This is a genomic window from Haloplanus salinarum (genome assembly GCF_024498175.1).
GTDB lineage: Archaea > Halobacteriota > Halobacteria > Halobacteriales > Haloferacaceae > Haloplanus > Haloplanus salinarum.
In genome coordinates this window covers 1,292,036-1,307,751 of record NZ_CP101823.1, presented here as the reverse complement: position 1 = coordinate 1,307,751, position 15,716 = coordinate 1,292,036, and the positions used below count along the sequence as shown (strand labels likewise).

The following is a 15,716-nucleotide window of genomic DNA, read 5'->3' as shown; positions in this document are numbered from 1 at the left end:
GAGGACACAGGATATGCCAGTCTGTGAAACCTGTGACGAACACGTTTCCGAGCAGTTTGCGCGAGTGTTCGGTGACGAAAACGGACGTGTATATGCCTGTCCCAGCTGTTCCGCGAATGCTGGGATCGCTGAGGTGACGCGTGAGCGACGGCCCGATCACTGAGAGCGGCATCTCCATCCAGTACAGCAACGTTCTGACCGGGGCTTCGAGCGGACTCGGACGGTAATACCTGTAGTCAGGGAGTAGTTTGGGTGTACAGATACCCAACACAGACTGCGACAACGAGTTCTGCAACTTTCGAGCCGACAGCCATGTGATTAAGCGACTTACCCATGTAGAATGCATCAAGGCTAACGCCCTGGAAAGCAAATAGCGCGATAATCGTGATAATGGCGTAGCCGGCGGCTACGAGATACAGTTCTCGACGCCAGTACGATGTGACGTACAGTGCGATCCCACCGAGGAACCCGAGCCCGTTCAGAATAAACAGGATTCCCATCAGTTGACTGAATCCCATCACGCGTGGTCCTAACAGGAGGTGGATTACGCCCGTCACCAACGCCGCGAGAATCGCAAGATATCCGACCGGATCTGCCGGCTGGGTTGAAATACGATCCATCGCGCTCTGTGGTCGACTGAGCGGTCACATAGATCAAGGATGCCAGACTAGTAATGAATGCAAGATACTGCCCGCGAATGCAGTACGCCGCACATCAAAGCCAGGTTCGCCTGATCCGGCCAAGACAATAGATACTGGTGGACGAATACCCTCGAAAATCCAGGTAATAAAACGTTACGGCGAAATAGGATTTTGAAGACGATAATATATATTTACATTTCCACAACTTACATTAGTTAATGCAATGGTAGTAGAAACAGCAGAGCTACAATCGGAACTCGATGCAAAGGGAGAACTGATGCTCGCAGTCTCAGAATTCGACGAACCACTGGAGATGCATCTCCATGATACGGAGATTGAAGAGGGTGTCATCACGATCGAATTGACCGATGGTGTCCTCACGTTCGATGTCGATGAAGTGGTGGCCTTCTGGCATCACACACACTCGCTCGCAGATTTCGGACTGGAAGACTGAGTTCGGCGGCCGGTGAGTTACAGTCCGGCAGATTCAGTGTAAAGCCAAGATATTCGGCACACTACGCATCCAGATGTGGTGTGCCGGTCTATACACCACTCGGCCACGCCCATCGCGAGCATGTGCGAGACCTCTCCATCGAACAAATGCGGGAGATGTATCGCCAAGCCGTTGGCCGACTGCTGGACCGGGTCGCGGAGACTGAAGAGTTCTTTCGTGCCGGCATCGGTCGTGTCAAGTTAAGCGTGAAGAGTGAGGCGTGATGATTTCGTAGTGCTCTATGCCAGAAATCACACGCCTCAGCGACGATAGCGACTGGATCGAATTAGATTTTGTGGAGCGTCAGCGGACACCCGAGTTCGCGATGCGACTCGGTATTCAGATGCACGTGGCAGGACTATCACTTTCGAATACCATCTCGATTCTTGAGAGGTTAGGTGTCGAACGCTCTCGAACGGCCGTCCACAACTGGGTGCAGAAGGCCGATCTACAGCCCGAAGGCGGTGCGAGCCCGAATCACGTTGCACTCGACGAAACTGTGATTCGAATCAACGATCAGCAATACTGGCTGTACGCCGCCATCGATCCTGAAACGAACACATTCCTTCATATCCGGCTCTTTAGCACGTATACGACCGGTCTCACCGAAATCTTCCTGAGTGAATTACGTGAGAAACACGACGTCGAAACCGCCGTGTTTCTCGTCGACGATGCTCAGTGGCTCAAAACTGCCCTCGATCGACACGGCCTCGATTGCAGATACGAACTCCATGGCAATCGGAATGCTGTCGAACGTCTATTTAGAGAAGTAAAACGACGAACCTCTTCGTTTTCAAATACGTTCAACCACGTGGAGCCGACGACCGCAGAATCGTGGCTCCAAGCCCTCGCCGTCTGGTGGAATCGATGCCAAAGTTAACGCGACCATTCAGTTCGTCCGGTACTTTTTCAGGGCCGATACAGCTCCCAAAACTGAAATCATAGCACCGATTCCGGCGGCTATTAGCGGCTGGTTCGACGTTTTGTTCTTCAAGAACGCGTGATCCGGGTCTGTTGAATCGACATACGCGGTGACGGACTCCCCTTCTTCATACTCGTCGATGACTGCCTCGGCGTTCGACTTGTCGTATTCGGGGTTGATATCAGCGGGAAAGACGTTCGTTCCGGTGTATGTCGTGCCCTGATATTTGTACCTGAACTCGACCCGAGGCTCGTAACTGATTTCGCCTCCTGCTGCTCCACCAATGGAGCTTTCGGTTACAACATCCATCTCGGTGATGGTGGCATCAACTTCAGCGGCATTCCGCATTGCATCGGACTGCTGAACATAGTCGTACGCACCGTAACCGGTGATCCCAAGGCCCACAATAAAAAGTATCAACGCACCCCGAAGCGTGTCTGGCCCATCAATACTGAAGCTGGAGCTCTCGGTCATAGCAGCCTCCCGTTCATCGGGTGCCAACTAACGGCGATTTGTAAAATTCACGAAGTCGGTTGGCGCACAACGCACTACACAGCTTTCCGTATTGGCCGATTCTTCCGATCTGTTCTGATCGCAGTAGTGTGCGAGATACGCGCTGTCTATGTAGCAGAGCCTTCGTTAATTACTCGATTTCTGCCAATAACGAGTTGACCGATATAGAGCGTCTATTCAGCAGTCAGTCATCACTGGACCACGTCAGACCAGTATGAGCTAACTATTACGCTCGATCCACGCACAGAATTCTTCGAAATCCTTTGCGCCGGCCTGCTCGGCGATGCTCCGCAAGGTCCCCATATCGACCTCGTCATGCAGCGGGACCGGAACAGTGCGCGCGTCCGAATCGTGGTCTGCGGGCGGTTCCCAGCGGAGAATCGCGTGGTCCCCGTTCGTTCGGTCCCACTCGTAGATACCGCTGTTCACCATCACCTTCACGATCTCCTTGCCGGAAAACGGTCCGTGTGCCATGCGGTCACTGGAACACGTCAGACTCGTCCAGCGACCCGGAGGTGTTCTGTTTCGGGTCAATCCCCATCGCACGGAGCTCCTCGTCGCTCGGTGACTCTCCGGCACCGTGATAGCCGACAACGGCCTCGTCAAGGTTTTCGAGCGCGGCCTCTCGGGTCTGTCCTTGTGACGTGACACCGGTGTCTTCGTCACGAGCGACCCACATGTCGCCGCTCTCGCCAAGCGATAGTGAAATGTTGACCGGTAGTGTGGGCTCCTCGTCGCCGGGGTCGTCGATGTCTGTACTCATATCACCAGAGAGACTTGGGAGTCGAATAAATCTGGTGTGTATAGTGGACTCCGTGCTGCATTCGCGCACTGTATGCAGCGCCGCCGTTCCGATCTCCTCATCGTCTGCCAGTAGAGGCGTGACCGATACAGAGCGTCTATGCAGTACACGCCAATTTGAACCTCTCTAATCGATCGATGATTAATATTTCCAAAGACAAGATTCTTGAAGCAAGCAACATGACAACATATGAAATCAAATGGTCTTTTCATTTGATACCACTTACAAGGATTTAGACTCGAACCTCTATTCGAGAGTAACGCCCAAAAGTATCGCTAATCCCAAAATTTTGGTTCTTAATGACGGGCTATGTGCTGATCTTGGATTGGATATAACGAAGCTCAATGCTAAGATTCTAGCAGGCCAGGACCGTTTGGAAGAACCAATCGCCCAAGCATATGCAGGCCACCAGTATGGAAGTTTTACCGTCTTGGGCGATGGGAGAGCGATGATACTCGGCGAACATGTGCACGATGGTAATAGATACGATATTCAACTGAAAGGGTCCGGTCGAACGCCGTACTCCGGAAGAGGCGATGGCAACGCAACTGTCAGCTCGATGCTCAGAGAGTATCTGTATTCATATGCGATGCAGAATCTAAACATCAAAACATCGAGAATTCTGGCAGTCGTCGAAACTGACGAAGCAGTCGAACGACGACAGACAGAACCTGGAGCCACCCTTGTCCGAGTGATGAACAGTCACATTCGATACGGGACCTTCCAGTACGTTGCAGGCCAGGCATCCGACGAACTACGGCGATTCACTGACTACGTTATTGACCGGCACTACCCGCAATTAAATGAAAAAGATCGTACGTACCTAGAGTTCTTCGATGCAGTCATGCAGTCGTCGATCGAGATGGTCGTTGACTGGTTACGTGTCGGATTCATTCATGGCGTCATGAATACGGACAATATGAGTATCGATGGAGAAACATTTGATTACGGACCCTGTGCCTTCATGAATTACTATAATGAGGAGACGGTGTTCAGCTCAATCGATAAGCACGGGCGATATGCATTCGGAAACCAGCGACCCATCTTGCGGTGGAATCTCGAACGGTTCGCAGAGGCACTCCAACCGCTGTGTACACAGTCAGCGCTCACGTATGATGAAATCGAAGGCAAACTAGACGAGTTCGAGGATCGATTTGACGCGCAATACTACACGATGATGCGGAGGAAACTGGGGATCAACTCAGATGGCGAGAAAGAACTCGTCGATGAATTCTTGGAGTGGCTTCGCAAATCGAACGCAGACTATACCAATACGTTCCTCGAATTAGAGACGCCCGGTACGTTTGATGACCCAGCGTTTGCAACTGCAGAATTCGAACGGCTTAGGAATAAGTTGGCTGCTGTCGGCCTGGATGAGGAGTTGATGCAGGAAGCCAATCCGCGGTATATCCCCCGCAACTACCTAGTTGAAGAGGCACTGGATGAGTATCTCGAAACCCGGTATCTATCCAAATTCAAGAGGTTACTGACCGTGTTGGAAAACCCCTATACATCGAAGGACATGGGTCCACAATTCCAGCAACCACCGCCACGAGAGTTCGATGCAGAGTATACAACGTACTGTAATACTTGAGCGGATATTACGGAAAATCGAGGCGAAAGCCTCGTCCTTCAGGACGGGGATGAAGCCGACCAACAGTATTCAACCGCCAACGATGGCATAGACGGGGTTCCAACGCAATCTTCAATCTGTCCGACCGTGATAGTATACATAGATGGTGAAGAGTACCCGTCACGCGAAATACGAACTCTACTACCACATAGTGTTCGTGCCAAAATACCGATGTTCGAACCTGACGGGGAAGACGAAGGAACGTCTCGAAACCATCTTCGCGAAAATCTGTGAAGACAAAGACCTCGAACTGGCCGAGTCGGAGGTCATGCCCGACCACGTACACTTGGTCATCGGGAGTCCACCCAAGAACGCCCCGTCCCTCATCGTCAACTGGGTCAAGGGCATCTCCGCGCGGAAGTACAACCAACGCTACGCCGACCGCGTGAAGTGGACTGGCTCGTACTACGTCGGAACAGCGGGAAGCGCCTCGAAGGGAGCTGTCGAACGCTACATCGCTGAACAGGAAGGTGGGGACGCATGAAGCGCGTCAACACCTTCGAGGTCGTTCCACAGTCCGAGAACGACAAAGAGTGCCTCCTACGGCTACTCAATGCCTCTGCCTCCCTGTGAACGTGACCTACGAACGCCGTCAGAACTACTTCAGAGACGGTGACGTGTGGGACACGTCCGAATACCGAGGGCGCTACAACGGTGTCGTCGGAAGCGCGACTGTTCAACAAGTCACGCGCAAGAACAGCGAAGCGTGGCGGTCGTTCTTCGCTCTCAAGGAGAAAGACGAGGACGCCAACCCGCCGTCGTACTGGGGCAACGAGGCGGACGGACGCGAACTCCGCACCTATATTCGGTGTAACCAGTACACGGTTCAGTGGGGGAAGCGTAGTCGTCTCGAAATTCCTGTCGGGCAAGAACTGAAAGACGAATACGGACTCGGCTACCACGAACGACTCCGCCTCGAAGTCCGAGGCAACCCGAAGTGGGACGGCAAACAGGGTCGTCTGGAACTTGAGTACGACGAGGTTAGCGGCACGTTCAGGGCCTTTCAACCAGTCACCGTACCTGATTCTCGACTGGATTCACCACTGGCTTCGGAAGAAGCCGCCCTCGACGTTGGCGCGAACAATCTCGTCGCCTGTACCACCACGACCGGCCAGCAGTACCTCTACGACGGTCGAGAATTGTTCGGACGGTTCTACGAGACGACAGACGAAATCGCCCGCCTACAGTCGAAACTCCGCGAGGGGCGCTACAGTTCCGAGCGGATTCAACGCCTGTACCGACAGCGAACGAAGCGCCGTGACCACGCACAGAACGCGCTGGTGCGCGACCTCGTTGAACGACTGTACGACGAGGGCGTGGCGACAGTGTACGTGGGCGACTTGACCGACGTGCTGGAAACGCACTGGTCGGTCAGGGTGAACGAGAAGACGCACAACTTCTGGGCGTTCAAGAAGTTCGTCCACCGTCTCGCGTGCGTCTGTGAGGAATACGGGATCAGCCTTGAAGTCGAGTCGGAAGCGTGGACGAGTCAGACGTGTCCCGAGTGTGGCGACCACGAGGAGACAGTTCGCCATGGGGATACGCTGACGTGTCCATGCGGATTCGAGGGACACGCAGACCTCACGGCGTCAGAGACGTTCCTTCGAGCAAACAGCGATACGGAAGTCAGGCCGATGGCACGGCCCGTGCGATTCGAGTGGGACGATCACGACTGGTCGGGGAAACCACACCCTCACGAAAGTCCCAAAGAAGTGCGCACAAACCCGCAAGTTGCCTCTGTGGGCCAGTAGCCGAACCCCCAACAGAGGAATCCTCGCCCTTTAGCGCGGGGAGGATGTCAACAGCGTCGAGTTCACCAATCGGTGACGAGCGGGTCCGACACGACTGTCAGAGCTAGGTGTCGATGCTATCTGGCTGTCAATTCCCGACCGGTTGGCCAGTGTGGCAGCGTGGCGCGGCCTGGCCGAGTGCGTACTCACTGAGCGATTGATTTTCTGGCGGCTGTGTGTCCTGTCCCCGAACCGGGGAACGCGAATCACAGCCGGCGAAGACTCCCAACACAACCCGTAACGAATTCTACGCGAATTCAGTAATGCCATGCTTAGTAGGTAATAGCGCCTCTAAAACACCCAGAAAGAGTGGATTCAGCACGGGCATCGGTTCATTTTCATATCGTCCAGATCTACTGCTATCTGGTGATTCTCCTGGCAGGAACAGCCAGCGTCGAGTCTACTAGTAGTTTCTGAATGTGGAACACCCGTAATTAACAACTGCCAGTTGATCCGACGATCGAACTACGACTGGGGTACCTCGTTTTCAGGTACTATCCCAAGTATCTCCGATCCCCTACGTCGAAACCACCACTCGGCGACAGTATGGAGTTCCGTTACCAACCATTCCCAGTTCTCGAAGTTGCTGGGACCCAGTTGCTCGTGACCGAGTGATGGTCAACGACCCAATGATTAGCAGCCATGCGCCACGCGGTAAAGGCAGCGAACCAGAGGAGAAAATAACCGCCGATCGGAATCGTTCAGTGACTGAACGAAATTAACGGCAGTGCACACAGAGACGACGACACCAATGTTCACCCCGTCGCTATCGTGCGATCACGAACGAAAAATCGGCGATGGGCGCTGCAGGCGCTTGTACGCTTGACGAACGAAGTCCCTTGCTGTGCCTGAAACGGTCGAAATCGAAGAGCGCTGAACACTGAAAATCACTGCCGGGAAGATGTCACAGTCGTACGATAGCCCTCCACGCGCTCGTAGAAACCTGATGTCAGTGACGACTCCATCTCAACAAGACTTATTGCAATTTGCGTGCAATTTGCTACTACTGATGGCGACGAGAGAAGCAAACTGGGATACCCCACTCGATACTGGTGGCGAGGTGTTCGCGCTCCTCGGAAATCCCCGAAAAGCGTGGATCTACACCTATATCGACCATCATCCGGCGACGACGATCCAGGATGTCGTCGGGACGCTCGATCTCCCACAGCGAACGGTCTACGAATACGTCGGCGACCTCGAAGCCGCGGGCTTCGTCGAACAGTCGAATGACGGACGGCCGGCGGAATATACCGCTCACGAGATCGATCTCCAACTGGTCGCGGGCGATGCCGAACGACGAATCACGCCGGAGCTAGTCGAGGCGATCGCCCGTCGAATGCGGGATGACGACGTCGATACGTACATCGACCGCCACGGGCTCGACGGGCTCGCCGTCGCACTCGACTACGCTCGTGAATACGCCGACGGGTCCGTCACACACCGGATTATGGCTCGTGAACAGGAACTCTCTCCCTTGGAAGCAGGCGTCATTCTGGATGCACTCCGCCCCGTCGTCGAGGACTGATCCGGTATGGAACGCGACGGAGAGGTCATCTTCGTCGATTCGTCGGTTCTCATCAGTTGCGGTCGACGTGACGGTACGCGGTTCCAAGCACTCGCCCGCGAGGCCCGTCAGCGTGATGCGATCTTCCGGATCTCACCACAAGTATATGCCGAGGTGACTGGTGATACCGCACTCGACGCGTATTCTCCTGATCGGTCTCCTGTCGACGAGGCAGTACAGGAGGGGTGGATGAAGGTTACCGAAAGTCCGGCCTATTCGGACTCGGACGTCTCGACGGTGATGGATCGGGCACGGAGCTTCATTTCGAACTCCAGCGATCGCCCGGAGGACATCGTCGAGAAAGCGGATACGGAAATCGTGGGACTGGCGCTCGAAACCCTGCTTGATGGGGCTGGCGATCGAGTTCTCGTCGTCACGAACGATATCCCACTCGGCGAAGCAGCCGAATCGCTACTTCCGAACTACGGATTCGACGACGAGCAAATCACCTGGCTCACCGGTAGTGAACTCGCTGCCGAACTCGCAGAGGATTTCGTCCCCGAGTTCGACTGATTCGAGGGCAGGACGACCGAGCGTGTTCTATACTCGTTTCCATTAATTATGTAGTGTCGCGTTCCCGTGACCAGCACCGCCCGATTTTGTTGGGACCCAGTTGCTCGTGACCGAGTGATGGTCAACGACCCAATGATTAGCAGCCATGCGCCACGCCGTAGAGACGGCGAACCAGAGGACGAAACCTCCGTCGGTCGGAACCGTTCGGTGACCGAACGAAATTAATGACATTGCACTCCGAGAGGGTGATATCGACGATCACCCCATCGTAGTCGTGCGATTACGACCGAAAAATCGGCGATGGGCGCTGCAGGCGCTCGTTCACGCGGTGAACGAAGTCCCTTGCTGGCCCTGACACGAGGGAAATCGGCGTTCTGAGAGCAGCAGTTTCATCCTATAGTTCTCATCCGCGGACACGAGTTTCGAGCCAATCCCATCAGGATCCGCGGTAGAAAAGTCCCCGTCCGACGAGGAGAACACTGTCACCGAAGTGACGGCCTACGTGTACCGATCCCGTTTTGGCTACGTCGTTCGGTGGTGCAGTGCACAAGGGGAGCCACGACGGTTCCATCCGTTCCCGTCGGTTCCGTATGGGCGGCGAACGAGTGTTCGAAACAGACACACGACAGACGAATGCCTATCAACGCGGTCATTGAAGGCCGGCTATGACCGTTCAGGAACCCGTCGAGACTCCAATAACGGAGATCGAATTGGAGGTGCGGGACAGAAACTGTTTTTTCGTTCGTCTCTCGGCCGAAACCGACTGTCTCATCCGACTCGAGGAGTTGATCCATCGCGCGGATGGGGATCTGCTTCAATACTTCAGCGTCCGTGAAACGCCTCCGGAGGACGTCCTCGACATGGCTGCGAGCGAATCCGCAATCGCAGAGGCTCGTCTCGTCAGGAACGGTCCCGACGGCAATCTCTTCCAGTTCGTCGTCTCTGGGCCGTGTGTCACCGCGACGCTCGCCGATACCGGAGCGATCACTCGTGACGTTTCGGCCGCGGGCGGCGTCGGCCGTGTCGTCGCAACTGTTCCAGCTCACGTCGCCGTTCGAACCGTCGTCGAGACGTTTCGGACACGCCATCCGGACTCGGAGTTTCTCGCCAAGAGAGAACGTGACCAGTCTCCACCCGTTCGAACGAAATCGGGCGTCCACACCATCCTCGCAGACCGACTTACCGAGAAACAGTACGAAGTACTTCGAACGGCGTATCTGAGCGGCTACTTCGCGTGGCCGCGCGAAAGTGCGGCGCAAGAGTGTGCCGACGCGTTGGGAATCGCTCAGCCGACGTTCAGCCAGCACCTCCGGGCGGCTCAATCCAAGGTGTTTACGGCTCTCTTCGACGCCGCGGTCGACGACGGATGATCGGAACGTCGAGACCGGTCGCGACAGAACGAACGGCGTCCGGATACCTATCCCTATAGGCAAGAAGCGTTTGTCAGCTGAACCCGAATGTATCGACGGGTGATTCAGGATGCCAAGCTACGCGGGGTGGACTGCAGCGCAGGAGACGGCGACCGTCACGGTCGACGGACACGAACTCGACGTCGCCTACTACGACGAGGGATCGGGCGATCCCGTCGTCTTTCTCCACGGGATTCCGACGAACTCCTACCTGTGGCGGGACGTGATCGGACCGATCGCGGCGGAACGCCGCGTCATCGTGCCGGACATGATCGGATACGGCAACTCGTCGATGTTCGATGGGTTCGATAGATCGATCCGCGCACAGGAGGAGATGATAACGGGACTGCTGTCGGCGCTGGATGTCGAAACCCCCTCGCTGGTCGGTCACGACCTCGGTGGCGGGGTGTTCCTTCGATACGCGGCCCACCATCGGGATGCTGTCGACGAGCTTGTCCTGTCGAACTCCATCGCGTACGACTCCTGGCCGATCCAGTTGATCACCGACTTGGGACTTCCCGAGACGGCACGAGAAACCGGTGTGGAGGAGTTGCAGGCGATGCTCGACGACCTCTTTCGAGATACGCTCTCCGGGTCAGAGCACAGCGACGCGTTCCTCGACGGGATGACCACGCCGTGGAACTCCGAAGAAGGTGTAACCTCTCTCGTTCGAAACGCGATCTCGACGAACACGAATCACACGACCGAGATCGATCCGGCGACGATCGAGGCCCGGACGCTCCTCCTGTGGGGGGCGGACGATCAGTTCCAGTCCATCGAGTGGGCCGAGCGCTTGCAAGCGGATATCCAGGCGGCCGAACTGATCGGGCTGGACGACGCAAACCACTGGGTGATGGAAGATCGGCCGGACGCCTACCGCGACGAACTGGCCGACTTCCTGCGCTAATCAGGTCGAACGTCCGGCGGGCGACGGCCACGACTCGAAACGTCCGACCGCAGAGGCACCCTCTAACGCCGGGCCGTCCGTCGTGCCTTCCCTCGATTTCTCCCGACGCACGCTACCAACATAAATAGGTTACTCGTGTTGGACGTCTATCTTCACACTCACAGAATAGTAAGGAGTTCCCGGTCGAGTTGTACAGCCGTGTACGACAGTTCGTGTATAACTCGTCAGATTCACCGGCCGAACCCCGACCACCGATAACGGGTCCTCACAGACACTCATGAGTACACACTCGGAATCGAGTGAGACGAAATCGACATCGGTCGTTACACCGAGCCAGTCACAGGAGACGCTCATTTCCATGGCAAACCTGCTTGGACGCAAGTGGCACTTGGTCATCCTCTACCAGCTGCTGACGGAGGGAGCAATGGGATTCGGCGAACTGAAAGGAGAGATCGATCACATATCGTCGAAGGTCCTGTCGGACAGCCTCGATCGACTCGAGACGGAACACGAACTCGTCGAACGCCACATCGTGAGCAAAAAGCCGGTGCGCGTCGAGTACGCGGTGACGGACCGCGGTCGTGACTTCGCCCCCATCGTCGACCGCATCCACGAGTGGGGCGTCGAACACGTCGTGAGAGAGTAGATGCGGTGAGGTCGGGTAACGTATCAACCAAATGGTGATCGAGTGACGAATCGGTTACTACCTTACAAATGTGATACAGATGAAATATAATAGTGGTGTGTGACGTGGTATTGTGGCCCAATACGTGCAGAGTCGGGCCACGCGGAGCAACCAATGGATCGACGCAACACACTCAAGGCCATCGGAACGGTCGGTATCGCGGGTGCGCTCGGACTCGGCACGAGCGGAACCGTGAGCGCCGATCGGGCCGATGCTGCCGGCGGCGGCGACAGTAACAATCCCGGACGGATCGGGAACTACGGCGGTGCGAAGACGCTGACTCCACCGAATCTCGGCGGATTCGACCACGTGTTGGTCTATCTCGCCGAACCACTCGTCGAGGGCGACTGGAGCGTCGTCGAGAACGCGGAGCGCTTCCAGCGCGAGATCATGGGGCGAGACGAGGAAGCCATCGACGCGGATCGGCGAGCAGCAGAGGCGTTCTACGAGGAGCGCTTCGGACTGACGTTCGAGGGAGACGTGGGCCTGTTCGAACCGGAGGAGAGTACCGACGGTTCGGCCGTGCTGAATCCGTTCTACCAGGATCCCGACGTAGGTTACAACGCGTACGTGGTGTCGGGGCGAGCGATGCCGAACAATCACGACGACGGGGCGACCAATCGCGACGAGATGCTGGCCGGGAAAGTCAGAGACGGTGGCTGGATCGTTTCGATCACCGAAGAGACGACGCTGGGCGGGAGTTACGGCGGGAGCGACGGCTTCGATATCGGAGCCGGCGGCACGCTAGCCTACGGCCACTACAACATCAAGATGGGAGACAACGAGGACCCCATCGTGATCCAGTACGAATCCGAACACCCCATCCTGGCACTGGACATGCCGGTCGCGTTCAACTGTGACCTGTTCCACGACGAGTGGGGTGAAGGACAGGTTCGCGGGACCACCGGTGCGCAGAGCGGTGGTATCCGCAACGTGCTCACGTTCCCCCCGTCGCTGTAGTCGAACCCTGTCCCCCATTTTTTGTCCCAGCGAGGATCACCAATCCAGCTAGTATCGGCTGATCCGTTGCCTGCTCAGCCATCTCGGAATCAAATCACGGCACGTTACCTGATTTCTACAGGTAACTATTATATTATCCCCGCCCGTACGAGGTGGACATGAGCAACGAGACAAAAGAAGGGGCTGCTGCCAAACAACTCGAGGTGTGGTGTGCCGGCGAGGACTGGTGTCCAGTCACGACGACGGCGTCTCTCATCTGCAAGAAATGGCACCCAGTGATCGTTCACCGACTGCTCGAACACGGCCCCAGCGGGTTCAACGAACTCAAAGCCGACGTCGACGGCATTTCGAGCAAAGTGCTTTCGAGTAGCCTCGACGACCTCGAAGAGAAGCAACTCGTCGACCGCGAGATCATCAGCGAAAAACCCGTACGGGTGCAGTACTCGCTCACGGATCACGGTCGCTCTCTCGAGCCGGTGATCTTCGCGATGCGCGACTGGGGCCTCGAACATCTCACGGAACCCGACGACGAGTCGTCGGTCGCATAGGAATCTCCGGAGCTACACAGACAGGGATAGTCGAGTCATGCCCGACACAGTCGGTCGTTTCTTTCCGCATTCTTACCATCCACGGTGATCGGCCACTCACCGGGTTACACGTGCGTTACTTGCTGAGCCCGCGGTTGTCCGAGATTCATTACGAGAAGAAACTAAGTTTCGAATAGTTATGCTAATCAACGACATCGACCGACGCACGCTCCTCCGTCTCGGTGGGGCCGCAGCGATCGGCGCACTAGCGGGTTGTAACAGTCAGCAAGGCTCAGATGCCACCTCGACGGCGACGACGACTCCCACGTCGACCGCAACGTCGACGGCCACGGCGACGGAAGCGTCCGGGACCAACCCCCTTGGTGCGGATCAACTCGGGGGACCCGACGACCTCCAGTCGTCGGCGACGGTGGAGGCGACGATGCTTTCGTCCGACCAGGGCGCCGGCCAGCACGTGAACACGCCGGCCGTCGTCTGGGTCGAACAGGGCGCGACCGTGACGTGGAACATCGCCGAGGGATCGCACTCGATCACGGCGTATCACCCCGACTTCGACCGGTCACTCCGGATTCCAGAGGGGGCGACTTCCTTCGATTCCGGGATTCTTTCCGCAGGAGAATCTTTCGAACACACCTTCGACACACCGGGCGTCTACAACTACTTCTGTCGCCCGCACGAGGGACTCGGGATGGTCGGTCTCGTCGTCGTCGGTCAGCCACAGGGTGGGCCGGGAACGACGGCCGTCGACGACATCGAACTGAGCGCCGCCGCCCAGTCGCTCACCCGACTCCTCGACGTGGCGGGCATCGTCACCAGCGAGGGTGGGGGGGCGAACGCGTACGCGTGGCAGGACGCCACCTGGGACTCCTACTGGTACTCCCTGTACAACATGAGTACCAACATCGCCATGAGCGGCAACGGCGTCCAGTTCCCGCACAACGAGGAGCAACAGCAGGCGTTCGACCAGCGAGTGCCGGGGATGCTCCAGCATGCGGACGTCGACAAGCCGCCGATCAAGAATCCCAACCTGAACATGGCCGCGTTCACGGAGGGCGACCCCCACTTCACCCAACAGCCCGTCTTCGATTCCGGCGATGGGCGACCCGACGCCGCGACGCTGACGTGGGACATGTCGAAGTCCTCGAAGGTCGTGAGTCCTTCCTCCGTCGCGTGGACGCACCTCAAGGGTGTGACGTGGGCGAAGAACTTCCAGAAACACTTCGAGACGCTTCCACCGGGAATTGCGGCGAAGTTCCGCGCGCAGATGCTCACCACCCTCGCCCAGATCGGGACGAACGCGACACTCATCGCCGGCGGCCCGGACGGCAACGGAGCGCTCACGAAAGGCGACTCACTCGAACTCGTCTCCGAGTTCCGACCGAGTGACGGCACGGTCGTCGACGAGACGTCCCGGCCCAACCATCATTCGGCGATGCTCTGGTTCCTGTCGGATCTCACGAGCCTCGCGGGGAACGGGTGGTTCGGCTACGTGAACCCGGAACCGCTGATTCCGAACGGGAAGATCCAGCAACTGACCGACGGGATGGCGCAGACGACGATGAACCTCTTCGATCCCTCGGATGTCGTCGAGATGGGATCGACGCGGGATCTCGGCCAGATGCTCGGGGCCGTCGGCTGGTACGGAACCCACGCAGGAGGCGACGACCTGCGTGCTGCCGCCGCGAGCTACGCCGACGATCTGGCGGCTGAGGTCGACGCCCACCTCGAGGGCAACGGATACGTGGCCGACGGCGCGGCCAACGGAGCGGCGACGCAGGGCGCGGTCGGACAGGGGCTCCTCTGGGCTTCCCAGATCGACGGCGTCGATCACCGCGACACCGCGGAGAGCGTTCTCGGCTACCTGCTCGACGAACTCTGGGACGAGGACGCGGGCACCTTCGCCACCAGTCCCGACGCCTCCACCTACCGAATCACGTCGCGTGACGCGGGCGACGTGACCGGCGGTCTCAACGCCGCCGACGCACTCCTCGATCTCGACGTGCAGGCGGTGTACGCCCGCTACTTCAACGGGACGTTCAACCGCGGGCGACTGCAACGGGCCGAACGCCCGAACAGCCGCGACGAGGGTGCCGAGTTCACGCTCCCGCTCCCGCCGGCCGCCGGCGGCGAGTACGGACAGGCCGCCGTGTACAACGACGCCGTCGAGTACGACACTGGCGCCGACGAGTGGACGGTCGTCGACGACACGTTCACCACGGCGTGGGCGCTGTACACCGCGAATCAGGACATCTGGATCGGCAACTGGGCCGGCGACTTCTTCCAGGGCCGCGGCGTGCCCGGCCGGAGCGACCAGCCGCCCGAGGGGGCCTGATCGC

The 15,716-nt window shown here is 57.5% G+C and carries 17 protein-coding genes and 1 pseudogene; 14 read left to right on the top strand and 4 right to left on the bottom strand.

Annotated elements, in window-relative coordinates:
* The first annotated feature begins 13 nt into the window (after positions 1-13).
* Positions 14-163, top strand: a complete 150-nt coding sequence (locus tag NO364_RS18305) for a DUF7563 family protein (protein ID WP_420191847.1) — start codon at positions 14-16, stop codon at positions 161-163.
* Positions 164-236: 73 nt separating this feature from the next.
* Here the strand turns inward: NO364_RS18305 and NO364_RS06885 are convergent, their stop codons facing one another.
* On the bottom strand, positions 237-620 hold the full coding sequence (locus tag NO364_RS06885; RefSeq protein WP_157688131.1) for a DUF7475 family protein: 384 nt from the start codon (positions 618-620) through the stop codon (positions 237-239).
* A 244-nt stretch (positions 621-864) separates the two neighbouring features.
* On the opposite strand from NO364_RS06885, the gene NO364_RS06880 reads away from it, so the two are divergent.
* Entirely contained in the window at positions 865-1,095 is a 231-nt protein-coding gene (locus NO364_RS06880) for a hypothetical protein (RefSeq protein WP_157688132.1), read from the top strand.
* 280 nt (positions 1,096-1,375) lie between these two features.
* Positions 1,376-2,014, top strand: coding sequence for an IS6 family transposase (locus NO364_RS06875; RefSeq protein WP_257628884.1), 639 nt, complete (start codon positions 1,376-1,378; stop codon positions 2,012-2,014).
* 9 nt (positions 2,015-2,023) lie between these two features.
* On the opposite strand, the gene NO364_RS06870 is transcribed toward NO364_RS06875, so the two are convergent.
* From NO364_RS06870 to NO364_RS06860, 3 genes are all read right to left on the bottom strand, one after another.
* Complete coding sequence (locus NO364_RS06870) at positions 2,024-2,530, bottom strand: DUF3592 domain-containing protein (RefSeq protein WP_257628883.1); 507 nt, start codon at positions 2,528-2,530, stop codon at positions 2,024-2,026.
* 258 nt (positions 2,531-2,788) lie between these two features.
* Positions 2,789-3,043: a type II toxin-antitoxin system HicA family toxin gene (locus tag NO364_RS06865; RefSeq protein WP_257628882.1), complete on the bottom strand. Its 255-nt coding sequence runs from the start codon at positions 3,041-3,043 to the stop codon at positions 2,789-2,791.
* A 4-nt stretch (positions 3,044-3,047) separates the two neighbouring features.
* Positions 3,048-3,332 (bottom strand): type II toxin-antitoxin system HicB family antitoxin, encoded by a 285-nt coding sequence (locus NO364_RS06860; protein ID WP_157688135.1) that lies wholly within the window; start codon positions 3,330-3,332, stop codon positions 3,048-3,050.
* A gap of 238 nt (positions 3,333-3,570) precedes the next feature.
* Here NO364_RS06860 and NO364_RS06855 point away from each other — a divergent pair, with 238 nt between their 5' ends.
* The 11 genes and pseudogenes from NO364_RS06855 (at position 3,571) to NO364_RS06805 (ending at position 15,712) form a co-directional block, all read left to right on the top strand.
* Positions 3,571-4,965 carry a protein adenylyltransferase SelO gene (locus tag NO364_RS06855; protein ID WP_257628881.1) on the top strand — a complete coding sequence of 465 codons (1,395 nt, stop codon included), beginning with the start codon at positions 3,571-3,573 and terminating at the stop codon, positions 4,963-4,965.
* A gap of 142 nt (positions 4,966-5,107) precedes the next feature.
* A complete protein-coding gene (gene tnpA / locus NO364_RS06850; protein ID WP_157688137.1) occupies positions 5,108-5,488 on the top strand; it encodes an IS200/IS605 family transposase in 381 nt (126 codons plus the stop codon).
* Positions 5,485-6,755: pseudogene (locus NO364_RS06845) on the top strand (RNA-guided endonuclease InsQ/TnpB family protein). Before tnpA ends, NO364_RS06845 begins: the two are co-directional and overlap by 4 nt.
* 1,048 nt (positions 6,756-7,803) lie before the next feature.
* Positions 7,804-8,319 (top strand): DUF7437 domain-containing protein, encoded by a 516-nt coding sequence (locus NO364_RS06840; protein ID WP_114586302.1) that lies wholly within the window; start codon positions 7,804-7,806, stop codon positions 8,317-8,319.
* A 6-nt stretch (positions 8,320-8,325) separates the two neighbouring features.
* Positions 8,326-8,871: a PIN domain-containing protein gene (locus tag NO364_RS06835; protein WP_257628880.1), complete on the top strand. Its 546-nt coding sequence runs from the start codon at positions 8,326-8,328 to the stop codon at positions 8,869-8,871.
* Between the two features lie 665 nt (positions 8,872-9,536).
* The gene (locus NO364_RS06830; protein WP_257628879.1) at positions 9,537-10,241 is read left to right on the top strand and encodes a bacterio-opsin activator domain-containing protein; all 705 of its coding nucleotides are present in this window, start codon (positions 9,537-9,539) and stop codon (positions 10,239-10,241) included.
* A 109-nt stretch (positions 10,242-10,350) separates the two neighbouring features.
* A complete protein-coding gene (locus NO364_RS06825; protein ID WP_257628878.1) occupies positions 10,351-11,187 on the top strand; it encodes an alpha/beta fold hydrolase in 837 nt (278 codons plus the stop codon).
* Between the two features lie 358 nt (positions 11,188-11,545).
* Positions 11,546-11,833, top strand: a complete 288-nt coding sequence (locus NO364_RS06820; RefSeq protein WP_257628877.1) for a winged helix-turn-helix transcriptional regulator — start codon at positions 11,546-11,548, stop codon at positions 11,831-11,833.
* A gap of 153 nt (positions 11,834-11,986) precedes the next feature.
* Positions 11,987-12,832: a hypothetical protein gene (locus tag NO364_RS06815; RefSeq protein WP_257628876.1), complete on the top strand. Its 846-nt coding sequence runs from the start codon at positions 11,987-11,989 to the stop codon at positions 12,830-12,832.
* Positions 12,833-12,990: 158 nt separating this feature from the next.
* Positions 12,991-13,380, top strand: coding sequence for a winged helix-turn-helix transcriptional regulator (locus tag NO364_RS06810; RefSeq protein ID WP_157688145.1), 390 nt, complete (start codon positions 12,991-12,993; stop codon positions 13,378-13,380).
* A gap of 178 nt (positions 13,381-13,558) precedes the next feature.
* The gene (locus tag NO364_RS06805) at positions 13,559-15,712 is read left to right on the top strand and encodes a cupredoxin domain-containing protein (RefSeq protein ID WP_257628875.1); all 2,154 of its coding nucleotides are present in this window, start codon (positions 13,559-13,561) and stop codon (positions 15,710-15,712) included.
* Positions 15,713-15,716 lie beyond the last annotated feature (4 nt).